This window comes from Variovorax sp. 160MFSha2.1 (assembly GCF_048305075.1).
Taxonomy (GTDB): domain Bacteria; phylum Pseudomonadota; class Gammaproteobacteria; order Burkholderiales; family Burkholderiaceae_C; genus Variovorax; species Variovorax guangxiensis.
This window is the reverse complement of the sequence record NZ_CP157624.1, coordinates 6,594,990-6,618,683: the sequence shown is the minus strand read 5'-3', so window position 1 is coordinate 6,618,683 and position 23,694 is coordinate 6,594,990. Positions and strand designations below refer to the sequence as shown.

At 68.5% G+C, this 23,694-nt stretch carries 19 protein-coding genes; 9 read left to right on the top strand and 10 right to left on the bottom strand.

The genetic code is table 11. The annotated features are described in order from the left end of the window. The first annotated feature begins 25 nt into the window (after window positions 1–25). Window positions 26–1,591: a M48 family metalloprotease gene (locus ABL838_RS30640; RefSeq protein WP_418118460.1), complete on the top strand. Its 1,566-nt coding sequence runs from the start codon at window positions 26–28 to the stop codon at window positions 1,589–1,591. 19 nt (window positions 1,592–1,610) lie between these two features. Here ABL838_RS30640 and ABL838_RS30635 read toward each other — a convergent pair whose 3' ends face one another. The 3 genes from ABL838_RS30635 to ABL838_RS30625 form a co-directional block, all read right to left on the bottom strand. Then, on the bottom strand, window positions 1,611–1,964 hold the full coding sequence (locus ABL838_RS30635; RefSeq protein ID WP_126021055.1) for a phage holin family protein: 354 nt from the start codon (window positions 1,962–1,964) through the stop codon (window positions 1,611–1,613). Between the two features lie 97 nt (window positions 1,965–2,061). Then, a complete protein-coding gene (locus ABL838_RS30630) occupies window positions 2,062–2,526 on the bottom strand; it encodes a hypothetical protein (RefSeq protein WP_369660365.1) in 465 nt (154 codons plus the stop codon). 85 nt (window positions 2,527–2,611) lie between these two features. Beyond that, window positions 2,612–3,361, bottom strand: coding sequence for a TerC family protein (locus ABL838_RS30625; RefSeq protein WP_126021057.1), 750 nt, complete (start codon window positions 3,359–3,361; stop codon window positions 2,612–2,614). Window positions 3,362–3,860: 499 nt separating this feature from the next. Here ABL838_RS30625 and ABL838_RS30620 point away from each other — a divergent pair, with 499 nt between their 5' ends. Together ABL838_RS30620 and ABL838_RS30615 are read left to right on the top strand one after the other, a co-directional pair. Then, window positions 3,861–4,343: a DUF3717 domain-containing protein gene (locus ABL838_RS30620; protein WP_184639356.1), complete on the top strand. Its 483-nt coding sequence runs from the start codon at window positions 3,861–3,863 to the stop codon at window positions 4,341–4,343. 2 nt (window positions 4,344–4,345) lie between these two features. Further along, entirely contained in the window at window positions 4,346–4,651 is a 306-nt protein-coding gene (locus tag ABL838_RS30615; RefSeq protein ID WP_126021059.1) for a putative signal transducing protein, read from the top strand. 12 nt (window positions 4,652–4,663) lie between these two features. Here the strand turns inward: ABL838_RS30615 and ABL838_RS30610 are convergent, their stop codons facing one another. The 4 genes from ABL838_RS30610 to purB all read right to left on the bottom strand — a co-directional run bounded on the left by ABL838_RS30610 (window position 4,664) and on the right by purB (window position 10,169). Then, the gene (locus tag ABL838_RS30610) at window positions 4,664–5,224 is read right to left on the bottom strand and encodes a YaeQ family protein (protein WP_184639358.1); all 561 of its coding nucleotides are present in this window, start codon (window positions 5,222–5,224) and stop codon (window positions 4,664–4,666) included. 50 nt (window positions 5,225–5,274) lie between these two features. Next, the gene (locus tag ABL838_RS30605; RefSeq protein WP_418123370.1) at window positions 5,275–7,413 is read right to left on the bottom strand and encodes a TonB-dependent receptor family protein; all 2,139 of its coding nucleotides are present in this window, start codon (window positions 7,411–7,413) and stop codon (window positions 5,275–5,277) included. A gap of 96 nt (window positions 7,414–7,509) precedes the next feature. Then, window positions 7,510–8,658 (bottom strand): PepSY-associated TM helix domain-containing protein, encoded by a 1,149-nt coding sequence (locus ABL838_RS30600; RefSeq protein ID WP_418123368.1) that lies wholly within the window; start codon window positions 8,656–8,658, stop codon window positions 7,510–7,512. Between the two features lie 131 nt (window positions 8,659–8,789). Then, window positions 8,790–10,169: an adenylosuccinate lyase gene (gene purB / locus ABL838_RS30595; protein ID WP_126021062.1), complete on the bottom strand. Its 1,380-nt coding sequence runs from the start codon at window positions 10,167–10,169 to the stop codon at window positions 8,790–8,792. Window positions 10,170–10,299: 130 nt separating this feature from the next. On the opposite strand from purB, the gene ABL838_RS30590 reads away from it, so the two are divergent. Next, window positions 10,300–10,911: a glutathione S-transferase N-terminal domain-containing protein gene (locus tag ABL838_RS30590; RefSeq protein WP_418123366.1), complete on the top strand. Its 612-nt coding sequence runs from the start codon at window positions 10,300–10,302 to the stop codon at window positions 10,909–10,911. A gap of 530 nt (window positions 10,912–11,441) precedes the next feature. Here the strand turns inward: ABL838_RS30590 and ABL838_RS30585 are convergent. Further along, a complete protein-coding gene (locus tag ABL838_RS30585; protein ID WP_184639364.1) occupies window positions 11,442–12,056 on the bottom strand; it encodes a glutathione peroxidase in 615 nt (204 codons plus the stop codon). 129 nt (window positions 12,057–12,185) lie between these two features. Between ABL838_RS30585 and ABL838_RS30580 the strand changes: the two genes are divergently transcribed. The 3 genes from ABL838_RS30580 (at window position 12,186) to ABL838_RS30570 (ending at window position 14,580) form a co-directional block, all read left to right on the top strand. Further along, entirely contained in the window at window positions 12,186–13,043 is an 858-nt protein-coding gene (locus tag ABL838_RS30580; RefSeq protein ID WP_093195975.1) for a ferritin, read from the top strand. Between the two features lie 94 nt (window positions 13,044–13,137). Continuing rightward, window positions 13,138–14,028: an RNA polymerase sigma-70 factor gene (locus ABL838_RS30575; protein WP_184639367.1), complete on the top strand. Its 891-nt coding sequence runs from the start codon at window positions 13,138–13,140 to the stop codon at window positions 14,026–14,028. Between the two features lie 90 nt (window positions 14,029–14,118). After that, window positions 14,119–14,580: a carboxymuconolactone decarboxylase family protein gene (locus tag ABL838_RS30570; RefSeq protein ID WP_126021066.1), complete on the top strand. Its 462-nt coding sequence runs from the start codon at window positions 14,119–14,121 to the stop codon at window positions 14,578–14,580. A gap of 3 nt (window positions 14,581–14,583) precedes the next feature. On the opposite strand, the gene ABL838_RS30565 is transcribed toward ABL838_RS30570, so the two are convergent. Together ABL838_RS30565 and glnE are read right to left on the bottom strand one after the other, a co-directional pair. Continuing rightward, on the bottom strand, window positions 14,584–15,759 hold the full coding sequence (locus ABL838_RS30565) for a septal ring lytic transglycosylase RlpA family protein (RefSeq protein ID WP_418123364.1): 1,176 nt from the start codon (window positions 15,757–15,759) through the stop codon (window positions 14,584–14,586). Continuing rightward, entirely contained in the window at window positions 15,752–18,565 is a 2,814-nt protein-coding gene (gene glnE / locus ABL838_RS30560) for a bifunctional [glutamate--ammonia ligase]-adenylyl-L-tyrosine phosphorylase/[glutamate--ammonia-ligase] adenylyltransferase (RefSeq protein WP_418123362.1), read from the bottom strand. The genes ABL838_RS30565 and glnE overlap by 8 nt, the downstream gene beginning before the upstream one ends. A gap of 25 nt (window positions 18,566–18,590) precedes the next feature. Between glnE and ABL838_RS30555 the strand changes: the two genes are divergently transcribed. Beyond that, window positions 18,591–22,790 carry a YhdP family protein gene (locus ABL838_RS30555; RefSeq protein WP_418123360.1) on the top strand — a complete coding sequence of 1,400 codons (4,200 nt, stop codon included), beginning with the start codon at window positions 18,591–18,593 and terminating at the stop codon, window positions 22,788–22,790. Next, window positions 22,787–23,602 (top strand): carbon-nitrogen hydrolase family protein, encoded by an 816-nt coding sequence (locus ABL838_RS30550; protein WP_418123358.1) that lies wholly within the window; start codon window positions 22,787–22,789, stop codon window positions 23,600–23,602. Before ABL838_RS30555 ends, ABL838_RS30550 begins: the two co-directional genes overlap by 4 nt. The last annotated feature ends 92 nt before the right edge of the window (window positions 23,603–23,694 follow it).

Genomic DNA, 23,694 nt, shown 5'->3' with positions numbered 1-23,694 from the left:
TACGAGCCCGAGCCACAGACGAGGAATGCCGCGCTTGACTCCCCAACCCCACTCCAGAAGCCTGCCGAGGCCCACCCTGCAAGCCTTGTGCGCTAGTGTTTTGATAGCTTCCCAGGTGCTGCTGCCGGTGCCCGCGCTGGCGCAGATCCAGCAGGTGCTCCCCGGCATGGGCGACGGCGGCGAGATGACCGCCAGCGCCGAGCGCCATCTGGGCGACCAGATCGCCCGCGAGCTCTACCGCGACACCGACTACATCGACGACCCGGTGATCGCCGCCTACGTGCAGGACATCTGGCAGCGCCTGCTGGTCGCCGCCCGCGCGCGCGGCGAACTCACGCCGGAGCTCGACGAGCGCTTCGCCTGGACGATCCTGCTGGGCCGCGACCGCAACATCAATGCCTTCGCGCTGCCGGGCGGCTACCTCGGGCTCAACCTCGGGCTGGTGGCGGTGGTCGGCAGCCGCGACGAGCTGGCCACGGTGCTGGGGCACGAGCTCTCGCACGTCACGCAGCGCCACATCTCGCGGATCATGACGAAGCAGGGCCGGCAGATGCCGCTGATGATCGCCGGCCTGATCCTCGGGATGATCGCCGCCGGCAAGAGCCGCAACGGCGATGCCGGGCAGGCCATGATCATGGGCAGCCAGGCGATGTTCGCGCAGAACCAGCTGAACTTCTCGCGCGACATGGAGCGCGAGGCCGACCGCATCGGCTTCGGCGTGATGACGCAGGCCGGCTTCGCGCCGCAGGGCGCCGCCACGATGTTCGAGAAGCTGCAGTACGCCTCGCGCCTCAACGACAACGGCTCCTATCCTTATCTGCGCAGCCACCCGCTGACGACCGAGCGCATCTCCGACATGCAGGGCCGCTTCCAGTTCAACATGGATACGGTGCCGCCGCAGCCGCTGGCCATGGACCACGCGATGATCGCCTCGCGCGCCCGCGTGCTCACCCGCCCCGGCGTCGACGTGCTGCGGCTATGGATCGATTCGGCCTCCAGCGGTGAATTCGCGAAGAGCTCGCCCGCGCAGCAGGCGGGCACGCTGTACGCGGCGGCGCTGTCGGCAAAGGAGATGCGCGACTACAAGACCGCGCGCGCCCTGGCCGAGCGCCTTGCCGCGCGCGTGGCGGACGACCCTGCCGCGGCAAAGCAGGCACGCTGGCTCGGCGCGGAGATCGAGCTTGCCGCGGGTGCGGCGCCCAGGGCGGCCGCGCTGCTGGACGCCAGGTCGAAGGAACGGCCCGAGATGCTGCTGTCGGCAGAGGCCGCCACGGCGATGCGCCAGCCAGCGCCGATGATTCCCGTGCTGCGCGACTGGGTCGCCGCCAACCCGCGCGACGCGACGGTCTGGCGCGCGCTCGGCAACCTCTATGGCGCGCAGAACGACACGCTGCGCGCGGTGCGCGCCGACGCCGAGGCGAACGTGGCGATCCTCGACTACCCCGCGGCGCGCGACCGCTTCAAGGCCGCGCAGGAGATCGTCCGCCAGTCCAAGGTGGTCGATCACTACGAGGCGTCGATCATCGACACCCGCGCTCGTGCGGTGGAGGTGCTGGTGAAGGAGCAGGCGGCGGAGCCGCCGCTCAAGTGACTCGAGCGCTCCCGGGCGCTCAGCGTTTGGAGAGCAGTCCGCCCAGCGCGGACTCGATCAGCAGCCCCAGCACCGAATACAGCAGCGAGCCGATCAGCGCGGCCAGGAAGCCGTTGACGTGGAAGCCGCCCAGCAGGCCGGAGGCGGCCCAGAACAGCAGCGCGTTGATGACGAACAGGAAGAGCCCCAGGGTGACGATGGTGACGGGCAGCGTCAGTATCACCAGCACGGGCCGCACGATCATGTTGAGCAGGCCGATGACCGCCGCGGCGATCAGCGCGGAGCCGAAGCTGTTGACCTGGACGCCGCTGTAGAGATAGGCGACCGCCAGCAGCGCCACGGCGCTGAGCAGCCATTTGAGGATGATGCGCATGGCGGCAGGATACCCCACCAGGGCCCGCAAAAGACAACGAGCCCCGGTGCGTTGCCGCGCCGGGGCTCGTCGATTTGGGAGGCTGCTTCCTGCGGTCTTACTCGGCCAGCTCGTTCGCCAGCACCAGCAGCGCGCCCATGCCCATCACTGCGCCGGGAAATGCCCAGCCCGACTGGTGCGGCGGCGTCTGGTCCGGCGTCACCGGCTCCAGGTCGACGCCGACCTTCGGACGACGCGCATCGACCACGTGGGCGGCCGAATGCTCGCGCTTGAGCTGCGCCGTGAGTTCGGCCAGCGGGCCCTTGGCCAGCACCGCCGTCACCTGCCCGCCGTTGCGCTCCAGCAGCGGCGTCATCTGCGCCTGCACCTTGCTGAACCACTTGGCGCGCCAGTTCTCGCGGGCGCTGTGGCTCACCCACTTGCTGATGCGATGCGTCATGCGCGGAGCGCAGGCCACGAGCACCCAATGGCGCGCCACGACGCTGTTGGCATCCGGCGCCAGTTCGGCGAACTGCTCGCAGGCGTAGGTGGCGTCGTCGACGTAAAGAATGATCTTTTCCATGGCGTGCTCCTTCAGGTAGTTAGAGTGACAGAGACTGGGTTGGACAGGAAGTTCGTTCGCGGTCGGGGGCAATGACCACCGGCGCTCAGCCGGTCGTCACCGCCGGTTCCTCGTGCTTGTTGCGGGCATGGCGCGCGGCCACCCACTTGCCGATCACCAGCACCAGCAGCGCACCGAGGACGCCGGCTGCGTACTTGATCACGTCGGTCTGCGGCACCTTCGGCACCCAGGTCCAGGCGGCGGTGTTCGCCAGAGCCGGGTCGGACACGGCCATCGTGCCGGCGATCCAGCCGAGCAGCATGCCGCCGGCGGTGATGATCATCGGGAAGCGGTCCATCAGCTTGATGACCAGCTGGCTGCCCCAGACGATGATCGGGATGCTCACGAGCAGGCCGAAGATCACGAGCGGCATCTGGTGGCTGTCGCCGGCGCCCTGGGCGGCGCCTGCAATGGCGATCACGTTGTCGACGCTCATCACGAGGTCGGCCACGATCACGGTCTTGACGGCGCCCCACAGCTTGTCGCTGCCGGCGATGTTGCCGTGCGCGTCGTCGTGTTCGGGAGCCAGCAGCTTGACGCCGATCCACAGCAGCAGGATCGCGCCCACCAGCTTCAGGAACGGAATGGCCAGGAGGGTCAGAGCGAAGAAGATCAGGATCACGCGCAGCGCGATCGCACCCGCGGTACCCCACAGGATGCCTTGCGTGCGCTGGGCCGGCGGGAGCTTGCGGCAGGCCAGCGCGATCACCACGGCGTTGTCGCCGCCCAGCAGGATGTCGATCATGATGATCTGACCGACTGCGACCCAGAACTCCGGGGTCATGAACATTTCCATAGCTTTCCTCTTTTGTCTTCGCGCCCCTGCCTCTCCCTTCAGGGGTGACGACGGAAGGCGCATGTCTATGCGTTTCGATTCATCCCGTGCGGGGCGGGTCGAAAGCGAGGAATGAAGGCCGGGTGATTCCGGGGACTTGCGAACGCTTCGACCAAACCTGCACAGGTTCAAATCGAAGGTCTTGCTCGACAGCGTGCGCGCGAAAAATAGAGCGCGTACGTTGCCCGGCAGGCCGGAAGTGTTTTGCTTCGTATTGACGACCTGACGATTCGCGCCGTCGTGGCCGACAGCGCTCGGGAGCTACTCCCCTTCGTGCGGCGGATTAGAGCATCCAAGCTCCAGGTGGCGCAATCGAAAGTTTTCAGAAATTTAAAGAGAACCGCTTCAAGATGCGCATGAATACAAGGTGTGATGCTCTTGTTTTCATAGCGATCATGTCCCTTTGATGCTTCGGGACATTGCCGGACTATGATCGCCGTCCGCTGCTTTTTCACGCTCCATGGCCGCCATACACATCACCGACATCGAGGCCGCCATCAACTACTGGCGCGACAGGACTCCCTCGCCCGACGGCGTCACGCTGGGTCCCGAATTGCGGGCGCTGGCCGAGGTCTACGCGCTCATGGTCTTCCACCACGAGGACGAGGTCGACGAGGTCGGCTTTCCGCAGAAGGCCTGGGCCGCCTGGATGGCCTGGTACGACAGCACGCCCGACACGCCCTGCATCGCCATCTGCTCCACCAGCCAGGGCGACGACGAGTGCAAGGGCTGCGGCCGCAGCTTCGACGAAGTGCAGTTCTGGCCCGGCATGTCGCCCGTCGAGAAGCGCGCCACATGGCGCCGCATCACCATGGAAGACTCGGCCTGGCGCTTCAACCGATATGCCGAGCGCGCACGCGAGGCGGAGCGCGATCCGTCTTCGTCTGCGTCGGCCGACGAGCCCGAGTTCGATCCCGACGACGAGAAGAACTGGGCCCCCTGACCATGCGCCGCCTCGCGCAAGCTCCCAATCTCGCGATCGCGACCGTGTGGGCGCATGCCTTGCGCGAGGAGGGCGTGGCCGCCACCGTGCAGCGCGAATTCCTCGGCGCGGTGATGGGCCAGCTGCCGCCCGACCAGTGCCTGCCCGAGATCTGGATCGACGACGAGAACCAGTTCGATCTTGCCAAGCGACTGCTGCACGAGTTGCAGCACCGTCCGCAGCGCAGCTGGCGCTGCGTGTGCGGCGAGCAGGTCGAAGGCGGTTTCGAGCAGTGCTGGCAGTGCGGCCAGATGATGCCGCTCGCCTAGCTGCGCGGAGGCTTATTTCCAGCGCAAGGGTTCGATGTCGACGCTGTTGACGCCGTCGCCCAGCGTCAGCGTATTTTCCTGGATCGTCGCCTGCAGCTGCATGCTGCGCTGCGCGAGCGCGGCCAGCGCCTGCGAGGCAATGGTCGGCACGCGGTACACCTTGAGGTTCTGCGGCCGCGTGAGCTTGTTCTCGATGCCGCGCCACCAGATCTCGGCCGCGTGGTTGAAGGCGTAGACGATCACCTCGTCGGCCTTGTTGCAGGCCTTGATGATGGGCTTGTCTTCGGGCTGGCCGACCTCGATCCAGAGCTTGACCTCGCCTGTGAAGTCGCGCAGCCACACGTCGGGCTCCTCGACGTTCGACAGGCCGGCGCCGAAGGCCAGCGTGCCGTCGCCGTTGCACACGTCCTGTAGCTGGTGGGCGTTGAGCGCGAGCGCGACGAGCCGGATCATCATCCGCTCGTCGGTCTCGCTGGGGTGGCGCGCCAGAGTCAGCGCATGGTCGGCGTAGTAGCCGTGGTCGATGTCGGCCACCGCGAGGGTGGCCTTGAAGATGGTGGATTTGAGGGCCATGGGTGCGCGAGTTTAGGCCCGGCGCCCGCCGGCACCCCTCGGGCGAAGCCTCAGAACGCCACCGAGGCCTGCAGGTAGACCGTGCGGGGCTGCCCCACGTACTTGCCGCCGTTGTTGTCCACCGAGCGGTTGAAGTAGCGGCGGTCGAAGAGGTTCTTCACGCCCACCGCGACCTTGAGGTTGCTCATCGACGGCCCGAAGTCGTAGGCCGCGCGCAGGTTCATCGTGGCATAGCCGGGAATGTCGCCCAGCCGGCCGGTGGCGTCTTCCAGCGTGACGTACCGTGCGCCGTCGTCAGGCGAGCCCGGCGAGCGCTGCTTCGACTGCGCGTAGATGTCGGCGTTGAAGGTCCACGGCCCGCGCTCGTAGCGCGCGCCCAGCGTCGCCACTTGGCGCGAGTAGAAGGGCAGGTCGCGCCCGGCGAATGCGCCGGCCTTCGAGATGGCCTGCGTGTAGGTGTACGTGCCCGATACCGACAGCCCCTTGAGCGATTCGCTCAGCGTGCCGAGGTCGTAGCGCAGCGCCGATTCCAGCCCGCGGTGGCGCGTCGCGCCCAGGTCGGTCCACTGGCCGACGTCGCCGGTGATGGAGCGCGCCAGCAGCAGCTCCTTGTCGAAGTTGATGTTGAACAGCGTGAGCTCGCCGCTCCAGGCCTCGCCCTTGTAGTGCGTGCCGATCTCGTACGTCTTGGCCTTCTCGGGGTGCAGCCCGGTGGTCGACTGAGCGAGCTGCGCGTACTGCTGCGGCCCGAACGACACGCCCGCGTTCGCGAACACCGACCAGCGGTCGCTCATGCGATAGAGCACCGACAGCGTGGGCAGCCATTCGTCCGAATCGATCTTCGGATAGATCGCGCCGGTGGCCCGGCCGTTCGTGATGGTGTAGACGTCGTTGAACGAGCGGATCGACTCGTGGCGCACGCCGGGCGTGATCGTCCAGTTGCCGAAGTCGATGCGGTCGTCGATGTAGAACGCATGCGCGGTCGTGCCGCCCTTGCTGGTCTGGTAGGCGGGGTTGGCCAGGCCGAAGGCGTTGAAGCCCGGGCGCGGCTGGTAGTAGGCGCTGCGCGTCGCGACTTCCGATGCCTCTTCCTTCAGGTAGCGGTAGCCGACGCTGACTTCCTGCACCACGCTGCCCGAATCGATCAGGCGCGAGTAGCGCGGCTCGACCGCGAAGGTCTTGTAGTTGCGCGGCGCCGAGGTGAGGCGCCGGCGGCCATTGTTCGCGCCGGTGCCTTCCTGCTCGAGGAAGCTGCTGCGGTACGAGTCCGTGTAGTAGGTCAGCATCTCGAACTTGTTCACGCCGTCGTTGTGCGTGTACTTCACCGAGCCGTCGGTGCGGCGGCCGGTGAACTCGTCGAAGGGGCGGTCCGACTGGAAGGGGTTGGCCGCGAACTGCGCCGTCGTCAGGCCGCCGGGCATGCGGCCCTTGCCCTCGAAGTGGTGCAGCGTGATGGCGACGTCGTCGGTCTTCGAGATGCGGTAGGCACCCTTGAGCATCAGGTCGTCGATGCTGGTGCGGTCGTTGCTCTGGCGGAAGCCGTCGCCGTGCGTGCCCGAGTACAGCAGCGCCAGGCCCAGTCCGTTCTCGTTGGTGCCGCCGATGAAGAGATTGGGCGTGGTCTTTGTGCCGCCGCCGTGGCCGGCGCTTTCGACGCCCACGCTCACCTCGCCCGAGAACCGCTTCGGGATCGCGCGCGACACGAAGTTGATGATGCCGCCCACGTTCTGTGGGCCGTAGCGCACCGAGCCCGCGCCGCGCACCACGTCGACGGCTTCGAGGTTGCCCAGCGACAGCGGCGCCAGCGACAGCTGCGGCTGGCCGTAGGGCGCGTAGGCCAGCGGCACGCCGTCCAGCAGCACGGTGGAGCGCGGCGACAGGCGCGAGGTCAGGCCGCGCACGCCCACGTTCAGCGAGATGTCGCTGCCGCCGGTGCCGTTGCTCTCCTGCACCTGCACGCCGGGCATCTGCCGCAGCACGTCGCGCACGTTGGAGGAGCCGCTTTCCTGGATCTGCTTGCGCTCGATGATGCTGCGCGCGCCGGGGTGCTCGAGCACCTTGGTTTCGCTGGGGCTGCCCAGCCAGTCGCCGGTGACGGTGATGGTTTCCAGCGACTTGGCCGCGTCGGCTGCTGCTGCTGGCTCGGCCTCGGCGGCGAAGCCCTGCAGGCTCAGGGGAAGCAGCGCCATCGCGATGGCTGTGCGTTTGTGCGTGAACGACAAGGGAGATCCCTCCTACGGGTTTTCTGATGATGAAGAAGCAGGTCGTGCGCGGCGTGGAGCCGCTCAGGGCGCGGTCGTGCCTTGGGAAAGCGTGTCGTCGCCGCGGGCGGCGCTCGCCATGGCGCGTCGGCGCCACCAGAGCCAGACGCCGCTGAGGCCCAGGCTGCCGAGCGCGAGGCCGAGCAGGGCAGTGACCGCCTCGTGCAGCGGCCCGCCGAGCTCGCCGGTGTGCAGCGGATAGATCACCGCCACCGCGCCGTTGCCGGCGTCGAGGTCCTGCCACTTGCGCGCGGCGAGCACCTCGCCGGTCACCGGATTCAGCCACACCGAGCCGATGCCGTTCGGATGCGGATCGTCCGGCAGGCGCAAGCGCACGCGCATCGGCCGGCCGGCCTTGGCAGGCACTTGTATGAAGCCGATGGGCTGGCCGGGGTAGACCTGCTGTGCGCGCGCCACGAGCTCGTCCAGCGGCAGGAGCGGGCCGGCCGCCGCACCCTTGGGGATCACCGGCGCCTTGACGGGCTGCTGGCCCATCGCGCTGGAGATGAAGTTGCCCAGCGGCCGCCACGCCATGTACGCGCCCGTGGCCACCGACACCGCGATCAGCAGGCCGAGCACCGCGCCGCCGGTGCGGTGCAGGTCGAACAATCCGCGCAGCAGCCCGCGGTCGAGCACGATGCGCAGCGACGGCGGCCAGCGCACCGGCCACCACAGCACGATGCCCGTGACCAGCAGGAACAGGTAGGCCAGCGCGGCGAAGGCGAGCACGCCCTTGCCGGTGTCGTCCAGCAGCAGGCTGCTGTGCAGCTCGAAGAGGATGTTGTAGGCGCCCTCGTGCGTGCCCCGGCGTCCCTGCTCGGCGCCGGTGGCGGGGTCGAGGTAGAGCGTGCCTTCCCATTTGCCGCGCACCCGCACCTGCAGCGTGTCGGTGGGCTTGCGCGGCGGGCGCAGCGTGAAGTCGGCGTCGGTTCCGAACTCGGCCGCGAGGCGCTGGCGCAGGGCCTCCAGCGGCAGCACGGCCTTGGTGGCGTCGCCGGCCGGGGTCGAACGCGCCGAATGGGCGATGAAGAAATCGGGATGTGCCCAGCGGTCGAGCGGCAGCCCCACCACCAGCATGGCGCCGAGCAATGCGGTGAGTGCGAGGATCGGACCGAGCGTGAGGCCGATCCAGCGATGGACCTTGAGCCAGAGGCGTCTCAGAGGGGCGCGCATGACCAACAGAGGGGCGGCGGGCCCCTCGCAGAATGTTGCTGGCTGGCGCCCGGCGGGGCGTTGGCTGGAAAAGGATAACCACCGACGCAAAACAGCCGCCTTCAGGCGGCTGTTGCATCGATACAGGACGCTTAAATTCTACTGGCGAGTTCCGCCGCCTTGCCCACGTAGCTGGCGGGAGTCATCGCCAGCAGGCGGGCCTTTTCGGCTTCCGGGATGTCCAGCGAGCGGATCAGCCCGTGCAGCGCCTCGGCGGTCACGGTCTTGCCGCGCGTCACTTCCTTGAGCTGCTCGTAGGCGCCCTGCACGCCGAAGCGGCGCATCACCGTCTGGATCGGCTCGGCCAGCACTTCCCACGAGGCGTCGAGGTCGGCGGCCAGCGCTTCATCGTTCAGCTCGAGCTTGCCAAGGCCGGTGGCCAGGCTCGCATAGGCCAGCGTGGCGTACCCGAAGCCCACGCCGATGTTGCGCAGCACCGTGCTGTCGGTCAGGTCGCGCTGCCAGCGGCTGATCGGCAGCTTCTCGCTCAGGTGGCGCAGCACCGCGTTGGCCAGGCCCAGGTTGCCCTCGGCGTTCTCGAAGTCGATCGGGTTGACCTTGTGCGGCATCGTCGAGGAGCCGATCTCGCCCTTCTTCAGGCGCTGCTTGAAGTAGCCAAGGCTCACGTAGCCCCAGATGTCGCGCGAGAAGTCGATCAAGATGGTGTTGGCGCGGGCCACCGCGTCGAACAGCTCGGCCATGTAGTCGTGCGGCTCGATCTGGATGCTGTAGGGCTGGAAGCTCAGGCCCAGGCCCAGCGGCGCGGGCGTTTCCACGACCTTTCGGCTGAAGGCTTCCCAGTCGAAGTCGGGCCAGGCGGCCAGGTGGGCGTTGTAGTTGCCGACCGCGCCGTTCATCTTGCCCAGCAGCTTCACGGCGGCGATCTGCTCGCGGGCCTTCGACAGGCGCACCGTCACGTTGGCGATTTCCTTGCCCACGGTGGTGGGGCTGGCGGTCTGGCCGTGCGTGCGCGAGAGCATCGACACGCCGGCGAACTGGTGCGCCATCTCGCGCAGCTTGGCGATCAGGCCGTCGATGGCCGGCAGCACCACCTTGTCGCGCGCGGCCTGGATCTGCAGGGCGTGGCTGGTGTTGTTGATGTCCTCGCTGGTGCAGGCGAAGTGCACGAACTCGGCGGCCGCGAGCAGCTCGGGACGGGCCTCGAACTTCGACTTGATCCAGTACTCGACCGCCTTCACGTCGTGGTTGGTGGTCTTCTCGATTTCCTTGATGGCCAGCGCGTCGGCCTCGGAGAAATGGGACACCAGGCCCATCAGGTACTTGCGCGCGCCGCCGGTCAGCGGCTTGAATTCGGCGAAACCGCAGTCGGACAGCGCAATGAACCACGCCACCTCGACTTGCACGCGCCGGTGCATATAGCCCTGCTCGCTCATCAGCGGACGCAGCGCCGCGAGTTTGGCCGCGTAGCGACCGTCAAGGGGGGAAAGGGCGGAAACGGTGGAAAAGCTCATGCCTCAATTTTAGGCGGCCGCCGCCCGGTGGGGCCGGCGCGACGCTTTGGGGTCGATTCGGGCTCTGGTTTTCCCGTTCACCTAAAATGACTATTAACAAACGTCATCAATACATAGGGAGAGAGCCTTCATGAAACTGATCGGATCCGCCGCCAGCCCCTACGTGCGCAAGGTGCGCGTGGTGCTGGCCGAGAAGCGGCTCGATTACCAGTTCGTGATCGAAGACGTCTGGGCTGCCGACACCACCATCTCCAACTCCAACCCCCTGGGCAAGGTCCCCTGCCTGATCATGGAAGGCGGAGAGGCGATGTTCGACTCCCGCGTGATCGTCGAATACCTGGACACGCTGTCGCCGGTAGGCAAGCTGATTCCACAGCAGGGCCGCGAGCGCGCAGAGGTCAAGACCTGGGAGGCGCTGGCCGACGGCGTCATGGACGCCGGCGTGCTCTGGCGCCTGGAAGCCACCTGGGCCGGCCGCGGCGATGGCGAGCGCAGCGCCGCCTGGATCGAGCGCCAGCGCGCCAAGGTCGAGGACGGCATCGCCGCCATGGCCAAGGGCCTGGGCGACAAGCCCTTCTGCAGCGGCATCCACCTGAGCCTGTCGGACATCGCCGTGGGCTGCACGCTGGGCTGGCTGGACCTGCGCTTCCCCGAGATCGACTGGCGCAAGGACTACGGCAACCTCGCGAAGCTTTTCGACAAGCTGATGCTGCGGCCCAGCTTCATCGACACCAAGCCCTGAGCTCGCAGGGCCCTACGAAAGGCGCCGCGAGGCGCCTTTTTTGTCTTTCAGCGATCGCGCAGCGTGTATCAACCCGGCGTCGGCGCAGGACGTCCCAGCCGGGAGCTTCGCCTCGGGCTCGTCCTGCCGGCGGGTGGAGATTGTCGTTTTCGGCCATGACCCGATTGCGCGCAATGGCGTGAACCGGATTCAGAGGGGAACGAGCAGAGAGGGTGGCGCGGACCGGGTTCGCGCTGTCGCGCCACCCTGGCCCGGCCCGAATACAAAAATGCTGCGAGGCGCCCCGACGCGAAGGAGGGAGGGAGGGAGGAGGAGAAGAATCGCCTCGGGATTTCGACCAGACGGCAAGCGCCCGGAAGACCTCGCAACATGAAAACCGCGGGGCAGAAAGTCAGTAGTCAGTCACTGCCCACGCGATTTAGGAGCGCGGCATCGGCGGCACGGTTCCCGTCTGGTTTGTAAACGTTTGTTCCCGATGGCCGGCTGGGGGGTGGTGCAAAAATCGACCGGTCGGTAAAAACTGCTGGCGATCAGTTCGGCCCGAGTTGCTTCTCGATAACGCTCACGAACCCGTTCTCGTCCGGCGCCGTCATGCTCGACCACGCCTGCACGACCTTGCCGTCGCGCCCGATCAGGTACTTGTAGAAATTCCACTTCGGCGTGGTGCCCGAGGCCTGCGCGAGCTGCTTGAACAGCGGATTCGCGTCGGTGCCGCGCACCGAGGACTTGGCGAACATCGGGAATTTCACGCCGAAGGTGCTTTCGCAGAAATCGGCGATTTCCTTGTTGGAGCCCGATTCCTGGGCGAAATCGTTCGACGGGAAGCCCAGCACCACCAGGCCGCGCGAGCGGTACTTCATGTCCAGCGACTCCAGGCCCTTGTACTGCGGCGTGAAGCCGCAGAAGCTGGCCGTATTGACCACAAGGACCACCTTGCCGGAGTACTGGCACAGGGACTGGGGTTTTTCATCCTGCAGCCGCGGGAAGGTGTGTTGCAGGATCGCCGGGCATCCCGCGGCCTCTGCCGGAGCGGGCGCTGCGGCTGCCGTCTGGGCGTGGGCCGGAACGGTCGAAACGAGGCTCGCCACGAGGGAAACCGCAGGGGCGCAACGCCACAGCATCGACAATCGGAAGGGGGTTCGCATGGCGGGCTCCTGAATCAAAAAGGGATGTGCGCATCCGTGCCGCGACGGCGCGCGTATCCGCATCATCGCGCTTCTGTCATGGGCGCGCCAAACGGGCCGATTAAAATCGACGGCCTTAGAAAGATATAGATGCTCTATCCGGAACTCTTCAGACAACTCGAATCCGTCCGCTGGGACATGGACAAGGACATTCCCTGGCAGTCGTTCGACGCCTCCTTGCTGTCGGAAGAGCAGGCGCAGACCATCAAGATGAATGCCATCACCGAGTGGGCGGCACTGCCGGCCACCGAGATGTTCCTGCGCGACAACCGCCACGATAGCGACTTTTCCGCTTTCATGTCGATCTGGTTCTTCGAGGAGCAGAAGCACTCGCTGGTGCTCATGGAGTACCTGAAGCGCTTCAGCCCCAAGCACGCGCCCACCGAGGAAGAGCTGCACGAGGTGCGCTTCGACTTCGACCCGGCCCCGCCGCTGGAAACCCTCATGCTGCACTTCTGCGGCGAAATCCGCCTCAACCACTGGTACCGCCGTGCCGCCCAGTGGCACACCGAGCCGGTCATCAAGCACATCTACACCACGCTGAGCCAGGACGAAGCCCGCCACGGCGGCGCCTACCTGCGCTACATGAAGCGCGCCATGGAGAAGTTCGGCGACGAGGCCCGTGCCGCCTTCACCAAGGTCGGCGTCCTGATGGCCAGCGCCCGCCGCACGGCCCAGGCCCTGCACCCGACCAACCTGCACGTGAGCAAGGCGCACTTCCCCCGCGACACCGTGCAGAGCCGCATGCCCGACCCCGACTGGCTCGAGCACTGGCTCGACAAGCAGATCAAGTTCGACGCCGTCTGGGAAACCAAGGTCGGCGAGCGCATCCTGCACAACCTGAGCCTGCTGATGAACCGCAGCTTCAAGACTGTCCAGGAGCTGAACCGCTACCGCAAGGAACTGGCGGCCACCCTCGGCCCCAAGCCTGAATACCAGGGCGCATAAGCCCAGGCGCCTAGACCAGAAAACGCCCCGCATGCCGGGGCGTTTTTTTGCAGAATCCATGTCACAAACCGGGGACGCTGGCCGTCTTTCCCGCATGGACGACGCAACCCTCACCTTCGACCGCCACCGCCCGCGCCTGCAGGGCATCGCCTACCGCATGCTCGGCTCCATGGCCGAGGCGGAAGAGGTCGTGCAGGACGCCTGGTTGCGCTGGCATGAAGCCGCCAGGGACACCCTCGACAGCGCCGAAGCCTGGCTCGTGACCGTGGTCACGCGCCTGTCGATCGACCGGCTGCGCGCCGCCAAGATCCAGCGCGAGCACTACATCGGCGCCTGGATGCCCGAGCCCACGCTGACCGGCCAGCCTGATTCGCCCGCCACGCCCGAACAGCTGCTCGAGCGCGCCGACAACATCTCCGTCGCCTTTCTCGCCATGCTGGAGCGCCTTGCGCCCGAGGCACGCGCCGCCTTCCTGCTGCGCGAGGTGTTCGACGCCGACTACGGCGAGATCGCCCTCACCCTCGGCAAGACCGAGGCCGCCTGCCGCCAGATCGTGCACCGCGCCAAGCTCCAGGTGCAGGAAGGGCGCCCGCGCTTCACCGTGCCGCGCGAGACCCACGAGCGCCTGCTGCGCGCCTTCGCCGACGCTGCCGCGCGCGGCAGCCTGCATGAGCTGAAGGCGCTGATGTCCGAGGATGTCGAACTCATCGGCGACGGCGGCGGCAAGGTGCAGACCTTCAGCAAGATCCTGCGCGGCAGCCAGCGCCTCGCGCAGCTCTACTACTCGCTGTGGCGCCGCATGGGCCCGGCGGTGCGCATGGAGATCGTCGACATCAACGGCGAGCCCGGCATGCTGCGCTTTCTCGACGGCGAGCTCGAATCGGCCCAGACCTTCGAGATCGAGAACGACCGCATCGTGCGCATCCGCGCGCAGCGCAACCCCGACAAGCTCGCGCGCATCGCTCAGATCTTTTCCTCGAAATAATTCGCGCGGCGTGTCACAGGGCGCCCGGCTCGCCCGTCTTCGGTAGGTAAGCAGATCGATTCCATCGCAACCCACCGGAGAAACCAAACCATGAACACCACCGCACGCCTGAACTGGTTCAAGCTCGTCCCGAAGTCCTTCGAGGCCATCCTCGGCGTCAACGCCACCATCGAGTCGAGCACGCTCGGCAAGGTGCTGGTCGACTACGTCTACGCCCGCGTCTCGCAGATCAACGGCTGCGCCTATTGCCTCGACATGCACGTGCGCGACCTGCGCAAGCAGGGCGAGGAATGGCAGCGCATCAACAGCCTCGCCACCTGGCGCGAGGTGAGCTTCTTCAACGAGCGCGAACGCGCCGCGCTGGCATGGGCCGAGTCGCTCACGCGGCTGGCCGACCGCTACGATGCGCGCGAAGCCGAATTCGCGGCGCTCAAGGCCAACTTCAGCGACCTGGAAATTGCCGAGCTGTCGGTGGCGATCGCGCAGATCAACACCTGGAATCGCCTCAACGTCGCCAGCGGCGTGCCGGTGGCGGTCAAGCCGCTGCTCTGATTGCTACCGGCGCTCCACCACCATCGGCGAGATGTGCAGGCTCTCGCGCAGCTGGGCGATGACTTCGCCGGCCGCGTTGCGCGAGGCAAAGGGCCCCGCCTGCAGCCGATGCGTTCCGGCTTCGCTGAACACGCGAAGCTGCGACGCCAGCGATGGTACGCCGCGCGCGGCCTGGGTCAGCAGGCTCTGTGCACCATCCCGCTCGCGAAAAGCGCCGAGCTGAACCCAGAAGCCCGGCAGCGCCGCCGAGGGTTGCGCGGCGCTAGGAGAGGGTGACGCCGGCGCAGCCTGCAGCGGCGCCAGGTCATTGACCACGATGGCCTGCCGAGAGGGCGGAATCGATGGCGGCGACTGCGCCGATTCGGACTCTGCCCCGGGCGGCAGTGCAGCGGCCATCGGCGTCTGCGGCGCCACCGGCATCGTCGAAACCTGCGATGCATCGTTGCCCGCTGCTGCGACGGGCGCCGTCCATTCGGCCGGCACCTGCACCGGTTGTTGTGGCGCGCGCGCCGACGGCACACGCACGGGCGCAGGAACAGCAGCAGGAACAGCAGCCGGAACCGGAGCCGCCGCATACGCAGTCCCCGAATCGCGCCGCCATGCGCCCGTGCGGATGTCGTCGTTCGTGATCCGCTCGATCTCCACCGGCGCTACGCCGCGCAGCAGGTCGAGCTTGAGCGCGGCCGTGTAGCTCAGGTCGATGATGCGGCCGTCCACGAAGGGCCCGCGGTCGTTCACGCGCACGATCACCTCGCGCCCGTTGGCCGGATTGCGCACCCGAACGTAGCTCGGCAGCGGCAGCGTCTTGTGCGCGGCCGTCATGGCGTACATGTCGTAGGGCTCGCCGCTGGACGTGGACGCCGCGTGGAACTTGCGCCCGTACCACGAGGCCAGTCCCGATTCGCGGAACGGCCGGTCGTCGGTGATCGGCACATAGCCGCGGCCCAGCACCGTGTAGGGCTTGCTGGTGCCGCCCATGCTGCGGATCGGCTCGACGCGGGGCTCGGCGTCGGGCACGTTGGCGAGGTCGGGCGGAATGTTGGTGCCGGGGCCGTCGCGGCCGCTGGCCACACCGCCGCCGCTGCGCGGGCCGCTGGCACAGCCCGCAAGAAGAACGGCGACGGCTACCGCGCACGCCGCCAGCGCGGTGGTGGCCGGGGAACGGGTTCCCTCAGCCAAATACCGCCTTCCAGAGCGCCAGCATGGCATCGCGCTCGGCCGCCAGCGCGGGCGGCGTGACCTGCGTGGGCTCCTCGTTGAGGCGCGCGCGGTGCTGCACGCGGCGCAGCTCGCGGTAGGCGCGCGCCGCGCCACGGCCCACGCCCTCGGGCAGCAGCCCGGCCAGTTCGGCGCGCAGCAGCAGGGCGATGTTGCCCACGTTCGGAATCAGCTCGGGGTGCTCGGCCGAGGACGACAGCACCAGGAACTGCACCGCGAACTCGGCATCGACCATGCCGCCCGGGCTGTGCTTCACGTCGAAGCGGTCGGCCTTCACCGGCCGCGCGCCGCGCAGCTTGTTGCGCATCGCGATGATCTCGGCCTTCAGCGCCTCGCGGTCGCGCGGCGCCACCAGCACGGCCTCGCGCACCTGGTCGAATCGCGCGCCCAGTTCGGCGCCGTGGTCCTCGCTGCCCAGCACGAAGCGCGCGCGCGTCATGGCCTGGTGCTCCCAGGTCCACGCGGTGTTGCTGCCGCGGCCGAGCTGGTACTTTTCGTAGGCCTCGAAGCTGGTGGTCAGCAGGCCGGAGTTGCCGTTGGGCCGCAGGGCGGTGTCGATCTCGAAGAGGTCGCCCTCGCGGGTCTTCACCGTGAGCCAGTTGATGAGCTTGCGCACGTAGGCCGCATAGACCTCGCCGGCGCGCTCGTCGTCGTCGTCGTAGACGAACACGATGTCGAGGTCGCTGCCGTAGCCCAGCTCCTTTCCGCCCAGCTTGCCGTAGCCGATGATCGCGAACTGCGGCACCTCGCGATGCCGGTTGCGCACGTGCGGCCAGCACCAGCGGGCGGTCACGCGCAGCGTGGCGTCGGCCAGCGCGCTGAGGTCGTCGGCCACCTGCTCGACGGTGAGGCGGCCGTCCACGTCGCGCGCCAGCGTGCGGAACACCTCGGCGTGATGCGCATGGCGCAGCAGGTTCAGCAGCCGCTCCTCGTCGGCTTCGCCGGTACGGGTGAGCGATGCGTGGCGCGCGTCGAGTTCGCGCTCGAACTCGGCCGCGACGAAGCGGCCCGAGAGCATCTCGTCGCTCGCGAGCTCGTCGATCACGCCGGGGTGCTGCATCAGGTAGCGCGCGGGCCACTTGGCGGCGCCCAGCAGGCGCAGCAGGCGTTCCTGCACGGCGGGGCGCTCGACCAGCAGCGCCAGGTAGCTTTCGCGGCGCAGCAGCGGCTCGATCCAGTCGGCCCAGCGCATGGCAGCGTCGACATGGCGCGGGGTCTGGCCCGCGCCGTCGCCGTCGGGTTCCTTCAGCCACTGGCCGGTGCGCTGCACCAGCTGGCGCAGGCGCGCGCGGGTTTCCTCGCGCAGGGCCAGCACGCGGGGCTGCTCGCACCAGTCGCGGATGCGCTCGGCGAACACCGGGGGCAGGTCGCCGAGCAGGTCGGCCAGGTCGGCGGGCGCGGCGGCCTTCTTGCCATTGCACTTGCCGTTGCAGGGCTTCTCGCCGCCCAGCAGCTTGTCGAACTCCTGCGCGACGAACTCGCGGTGCGTGTCGAGCTGCTCGAGGAAGGGGCAGCAGCTGGGGTAGCCCATGCTCTGGGCGATCCAGCGCAGGTCGTCGTCGGACACCGGCAGCACGTGGGTCTGCTGGTCGTCGAGGTACTGGATGCGGTGCTCGACGCGGCGCAGGAACTCGTAGGCCGCGGCCAGCGAATCGGCCGTTTCCTGCGGCATGAGGTTGGCGCGCGCAAGGCGCTGCAGCGCGTCGAGCGTGGGCCGCGTGCGCAGCTCCGGAAACTGGCCGCCGCGCACCACCTGCAGCAACTGCACCGTGAACTCGATCTCGCGGATGCCGCCGCGCGAGAGCTTCACGTCGTTGGCGCGCTCCGGGCGTCCGGCGCTGCGGCGCGCCGACTGCTCGCGGATCTGCCGGTGCAGCACCCGCAGCGAATCGAACACGCTGTAGTCGAGATAGCGGCGGAACACGAAGGGCAGCACCGCGCCGCGCAGCCCCTGGGCCTGGCCTGCGAGCACGATGTCGCGCGGCGCGACCACGCGGCTCTTCATCCAGGCGAAGCGCTCCCACTCGCGTCCCTGCACCTGGAAATACTCTTCCAGCGCATCGAGCGAGACCACGCTCGGGCCCGAGTTGCCGTTGGGCCGCAGCGCCAGGTCGACGCGGAACACGAAGCCGTGCTCGGTGGTGTCGCCCACCAGCGCATAGATGCGTTTGACCGCCCGCGCGAAGTACTCCTGGTTGGCCAGCCGGCCGCGCCCGTCGGCATCGCCCTGGGTCTCGCCGTCGACGTCGTAGAGATAAATCAGGTCGATGTCGCTCGACACGTTGAGCTCGCGCGCGCCGAGCTTGCCCATGCCCACGATCCACAGCTGCGCGCGCTGGCCTTCGGGGCCCAGCGGGGCGCCGTGCGACGCGTCGAGTTCGCGGCAGGCCTCTTGGCACGCGATGTCGAGCGCCAGCTCTGCCAGCTCGGTGACGGCGGTGGTCACCACGGCCAGCGGGGCCTGCTCGTCGCAATCAAGAGTTACAAGCCGCTCCATCACGAGCTGCCGCACAATGCGCAGAGCGTCGCCGACGCCGTCCCCGCGCTGGCGCAGTGCCTCGTAGGCCACCGTCATCGATTCGCGCCGCGGCGCGCCAGGGGGAAGCAATGAAAGCTCGGCTGCATACCTGCGGCGCAGGCGCTGCACGAACCTCGAATACGAAGAGAAGGCGTCTTTCGGCGCCGAAGAATTGGGAGAAATGGTGTCTGGCAACTGGTTCACACCGATGCTGGTTTCCGTGGAACCCGTCTGAAAGCTGGCGGTCATAATTCCGGACACAGCGCGATCCTCAATGAACGACACGGCGTCTTCCCCTTCACGTCTGCTCAAAATCACCGCTGTGACGGCGCGCTGGCTGCTGGGTCTGTTGATCGCTGCATGGCTTCTGCTGGCGCTGTCGGTCGTTGTCCTACACGCGTGGATTGTGCCGCGAATCGGCGATTTCCGAGACGCGCTGGAGGCGCAGGCTAGCAAGGCCATCGGCGTGCCGGTGCGCATCGGATCGATCACCGCCCGCTCCGAAGGGCTTTTCCCAGCCTTCGAACTGCGCGACGTGGTGCTGCAGGATTCCGACAACCGCGAGGCCCTTCGCCTCGCGCGCGTGGTGGCCAGCGTGTCGCCGCGCTCGCTCTGGCGGCTCAACTTCGAGCAGCTCTACATCGAGCGCCCGCAGCTCGATGTGCGCCGCGACTCTCAGGGAAAACTCCATGTGGCTGGTTTGCACATGGCCACCGATACGACCGGAGAAACCCGGGGTGCCGACTGGTTTTTCGCGCAGCGCGAGCTGGTCATCGAAGGCGGCACCGTGCGCTGGACCGACGAGCAGCGCCAGGCCGAGCCCCTGCTGCTGACCGACGTGCGCTTCGTCGCGCGCAACAGCGCCCGGCGCCACGGCCTGCGCCTGGACGCCACGCCGCCTGCCGGCTGGGGCGAGCGCTTCACGCTGCGCGGCCAGTTCCGCCAGCCTCTGCTGTCCATCCGCAGCGGCCACTGGCAGACCTGGGACGGCCAGATCTATGTCGACCTGCCCTACATCGACGTCACCCGGCTCGGCCAGTACGTCTCGCTCGACGCGCGCATCCGCGAAGGCAACGGCGCGCTGCGACTGTGGGCCGACGTGGACGACGGCCAGGTCGTCGGCGGCGCGGCCGACCTCGGGCTCGACAAGGTCGACGTCTCGCTCGACAAGGGCCTGCAGCCGCTGGTGCTGCGCGCCGTCACGGGCCGACTCTCGGGCCAGCTCACCGAGGAGACGCTGGAGTTCGCCACCACCGCGCTGCAGTTCGACACCACCGACGGCCTGCGCTGGCCCGGCGGCAACCTCTGGCTGCAGCACACGCCCGCCAGGGGCCGTACCCCCGAGCACGGCGCGCTGCGCGCCGACCGGCTCGACCTGGCCGCGCTCGCCCTCATTGCCGACCGGCTGCCGCTGGGCGACGCCACGCACCGCCTGCTCGACAGCTACGGGCCGCGCGGCCTGGTCGAGCACGTCGACCTGAACTGGCAGGGCTCGCTGGGCGCGCCCACCCGCTACCAGGCCAAGGGCCGGGTCAGCGGGCTGCGCATCGCTTCCCAGCCGGCGGCGGCCGATGCAGCGACGCCCGCTGCAACAACGGCAACGACGACCACCGCCACCACCACCACGGCACCGCACAGGATCCACACCGGCACCCCCGGCCTCAGCGGCGCCACCGTCGACTTCGACGCCACCCACACCGGCGGCACCGCCACGCTCGCCATTGCGAAGGGCACGCTCGAATTCCCCGGCGTGTTCGAGGAGCCGGTCATTCCCGTCGATCGTCTCTCCACGCAGCTGCAATGGAAGCTCGACAACGGCAATGGCAACGCCCAGCTGCAGATGTCCAAGCTCAGCTTCGCCAACGTCGACGCCGAGGGCGAGGCCCAGGCCAGCTGGCGTACCAGCGATCCGGCCACCTCGAGCAGCAAGTCACGCTTTCCGGGCGTGCTCGACCTGCAGGGCAAGCTCACGCGCGCCGACGGCACGCGCGTGTTCCGCTACCTGCCGATGGACATTCCCCAGCACACGCGCGACTACGTGCGCGAGGCCGTCACCAAGGGCGTCGCGAGCAGCGTCGACTTCCGCGTGCGCGGCGACCTGCACGACATGCCGTTCAAGGACCCGAAGCAGGGCGACTTCCGCATCGCCGCCAAGGTGTCGGACGTCAACTACGCCTACGCGCCGCCCTCCATCGCCAACGCCGCGCCTTCGCGCAACGGCACGCCCCCTCGCGTCTGGCCTGCGCTCACGGGCCTGTCGGGCGAGCTGGTGTTCGAGCGCGACAGCATGCTGGTGCGCAACGCGCGCGGCCGCCTGGCCGGCACCAACGGCGTCGAGGTGACCAAGGGCGAGGCGCTGATTCCGGAGCTGTCGCACCACGCGCAGGTGCTTCGCGTCGACGTGCAGGCCAAGGGCCCGCTGGGCGAGGTGCTGCGCGCGGGCGCGCCGCTGGCCGGCCTCGAGCCGGGCGGCGTGGGCGAGATCATGCAGGCCGCGCGCGCCACCGGCTCGGCCGACTACAAGCTGCACCTCGAGCTGCCCCTGGAGGCCATGGACAACGCCAGGGTGCAGGCCAGCGTGGCGCTGGCCGACAACGAGCTGCAGGTGGTGCCCGAGGCACCGTCGTTCACGCAGACGAAGGGCACGGTCAGCTTCACCGAGACCGGCTTCTCGCTGGCAGGCGTGCAGGCCAGGCTGCTGGGCGGAGACATCCGTGTCGAAGGCCGCGGCCGCTTCAGCGGCCCCAATCGCGAGGTCGCGCTGAAGGCCCAGGGCACGGCCACCGCCGACGGCCTGCGCGGCGCGCGCGAGGTCGACTGGCTCGCGCGCCTGGCGAAGAAGGCGACCGGCAGCACGCCCTATGCCGCCACCTTCTCGGTGCGCGACGGCGCGCCCGAGTTCTCCCTCACCAGCAGCCTGCAGGGCCTGGCGCTGCAGCTGCCGCCGCCGCTGGTGAAGACGGCCGAGGAACAGATGCCGCTGCGCATCGAGAAGAAGGTGCTCGCGCGCGAGACCACGAAGCACGGCGCGACGGTGGCCACGCAGGACCAGCTCTCGCTGGACCTCGGCCGCGTCGGCGCCATCCAGTACGTACGCGACCTCGTGGGCAACGAGGCACGCGTGCTGCGCGGCAGCATCGGCGTGGGGCTGGCGCAGGGCGAGACGGCAAGCCTGCCCGACAAGGGTGTGTTCGCCAACGTCAACGTCGCCAAGCTCGACATGGCGGCCTGGCAGGCCCTGCTGGGCGAGGCCACCGGCACGAGCGCGGATGCCCCCGAGCGTCCCGACGATCCGTCGATGGCCTACCTGCCCACGCGCATCGCGGTGCGCGCGCAGCAGCTGGGCATCGCGGGCCGCACGCTGCACAACGTGGTGCTCGGCGGCACGCGCGAGGGCAGCGTCTGGCGCGCCAACGTCGACGCCACCGAACTCAGCGGCTATGCCGAGTACCGCCATGCGCAGGCCGGGCGCCTCTACGCGCGGCTCGCGCGGCTGAAGATCGCGCCCTCCGAGGCCACGCAGGTCGAGACCCTGCTCGACGAGCAGCCCGGCAACCTGCCGGCGCTGGACATCGTCATCGACGACTTCGAGCTGCTGGGCAAGCGCCTGGGCCGCGCCGAGATCGACGCGGTCAACCGCGGCGGCGCGGGCCGCGAATGGCTGCTCAACAAGCTGACCTTCACCATGCCCGAGGCCAGCTTCGCGGCCAAGGGCACCTGGGCCGCGGTGCCCGGCGCGCCGGCCGGCCAGCGCCGCACCGCCATGACCTTCAGGCTCGACGTCGCCGATGCCGGCGAGCTGCTCACGCGCTTCGGCATGCCGGGCGTGCTGCGGCGCGGGCGCGGGCGGATGGAGGGCGACGTCAACTGGCGCGGCTCGCCCTTCTCGCTCGACTACCCGAGCCTGGGCGGGCAGCTGCAGGTCGACGTGGAGCAGGGCCAGTTCCTCAAGGCCGACCCCGGCCTGGCCAAGCTGCTGGGCGTGCTGAGCCTGCAGGCGCTGCCGCGCCGGCTCACGCTCGATTTCCGCGACGTGTTCAGCGAAGGCTTCGCCTTCGACTTCATCCGCGGCGACGCGAAGATCAGCAAGGGCATCGCCAGCACCAACAACCTGCAGATGAAGGGCGTCAACGCCGCCGCGCTGATGGACGGCTCGGCCGACATCGTGCGCGAGACGCAGAACCTGCGCGTGGTGGTGGTGCCCGAGATCAACGCCGGCACCGCGGCGCTGGTGGCCACCGCCATCAACCCTGCCATCGGCCTGGGCACCTTTCTTGCGCAGTGGGTGCTGAGCAAGCCGCTCGCGGCCGCGGCCACGCAGGAGTTCCACATCGAGGGCACCTGGACCGACCCCAAAATAGCGAAGGTGCCGCGCACGCTGCAGCTGCTGCCGCAGAGCATTCCCGGCGCGCCCGGCCTGCCGCCCGCCTCGCAGACCGCGGACGACGGCAAGAAAACGGAGAACAAGCAATGAAAGTCGCAGCCATCCAGATGGTGTCGGCCATCGCCCGCGAAGCCAACCTCGCGCGCGCCCACGACCTGCTCGCGCAGGCCGCCGCGGCCGGTGCCGAGCTCGCGGTGCTGCCCGAGTACTTCTGCATGATGGGCGCGCGCGACACCGACAAGCTGGGCCTGCGCGAAACCGCCGGCGCGGGCATGGTGCAGGGCTTCCTGGCCGATGCGGCGCGCGAGTTCGGGCTGTGGATCGTCGGTGGCACGCTGCCCATCGAGAGCACCGATGCCGAGCACGTGTTCAACAGCTCGCTGGCCTTCTCGCCCGACGGCCGCTGCGTGGTGCGCTACGACAAGATCCATCTCTTCTTCTTCGACAACGGCACCGAGCGCTACGACGAGCGCCGCGTCATCGCGCCCGGTGCGAAACCGGTGGTGTTCGAGCTGCCCTCGCGCGACGGCCACCGCTGGCGCGTGGGCATGAGCGTGTGCTACGACCTGCGCTTTCCCGAGCTGTACCGCGCGCTCGCGAAGCAGGGCGCCGACCTGCTGCTGGTGCCCAGCGCCTTCACCCGCACCACCGGCGCCGCGCACTGGGAGGTGCTGCTGCGCGCCCGCGCCATCGAGAACCTGGCCTGGGTGGTCGCGCCCGCGCAGGGCGGCACGCACGAGAACGGCCGCCAGACCTGGGGCCAGTCGCTGATCGTCGACCCCTGGGGCACGGTGGTGGCGCAGCAGGCCACCGAAGAAGGCGTGGTGCTGTTCGACATCGACGCCGCGAAGGTGCAGAGCACGCGCACTCAACTGCCCGTGCTCTCGCACAGCGTGATCTAGGAATGACCCCCAGGCTTGCCCACTTCGTGTGGCCGCCAACCCCCTTCCAGGGGGCAACACCTGCGGGCCGGCAAAGCCGGTTCCGCGGTGTT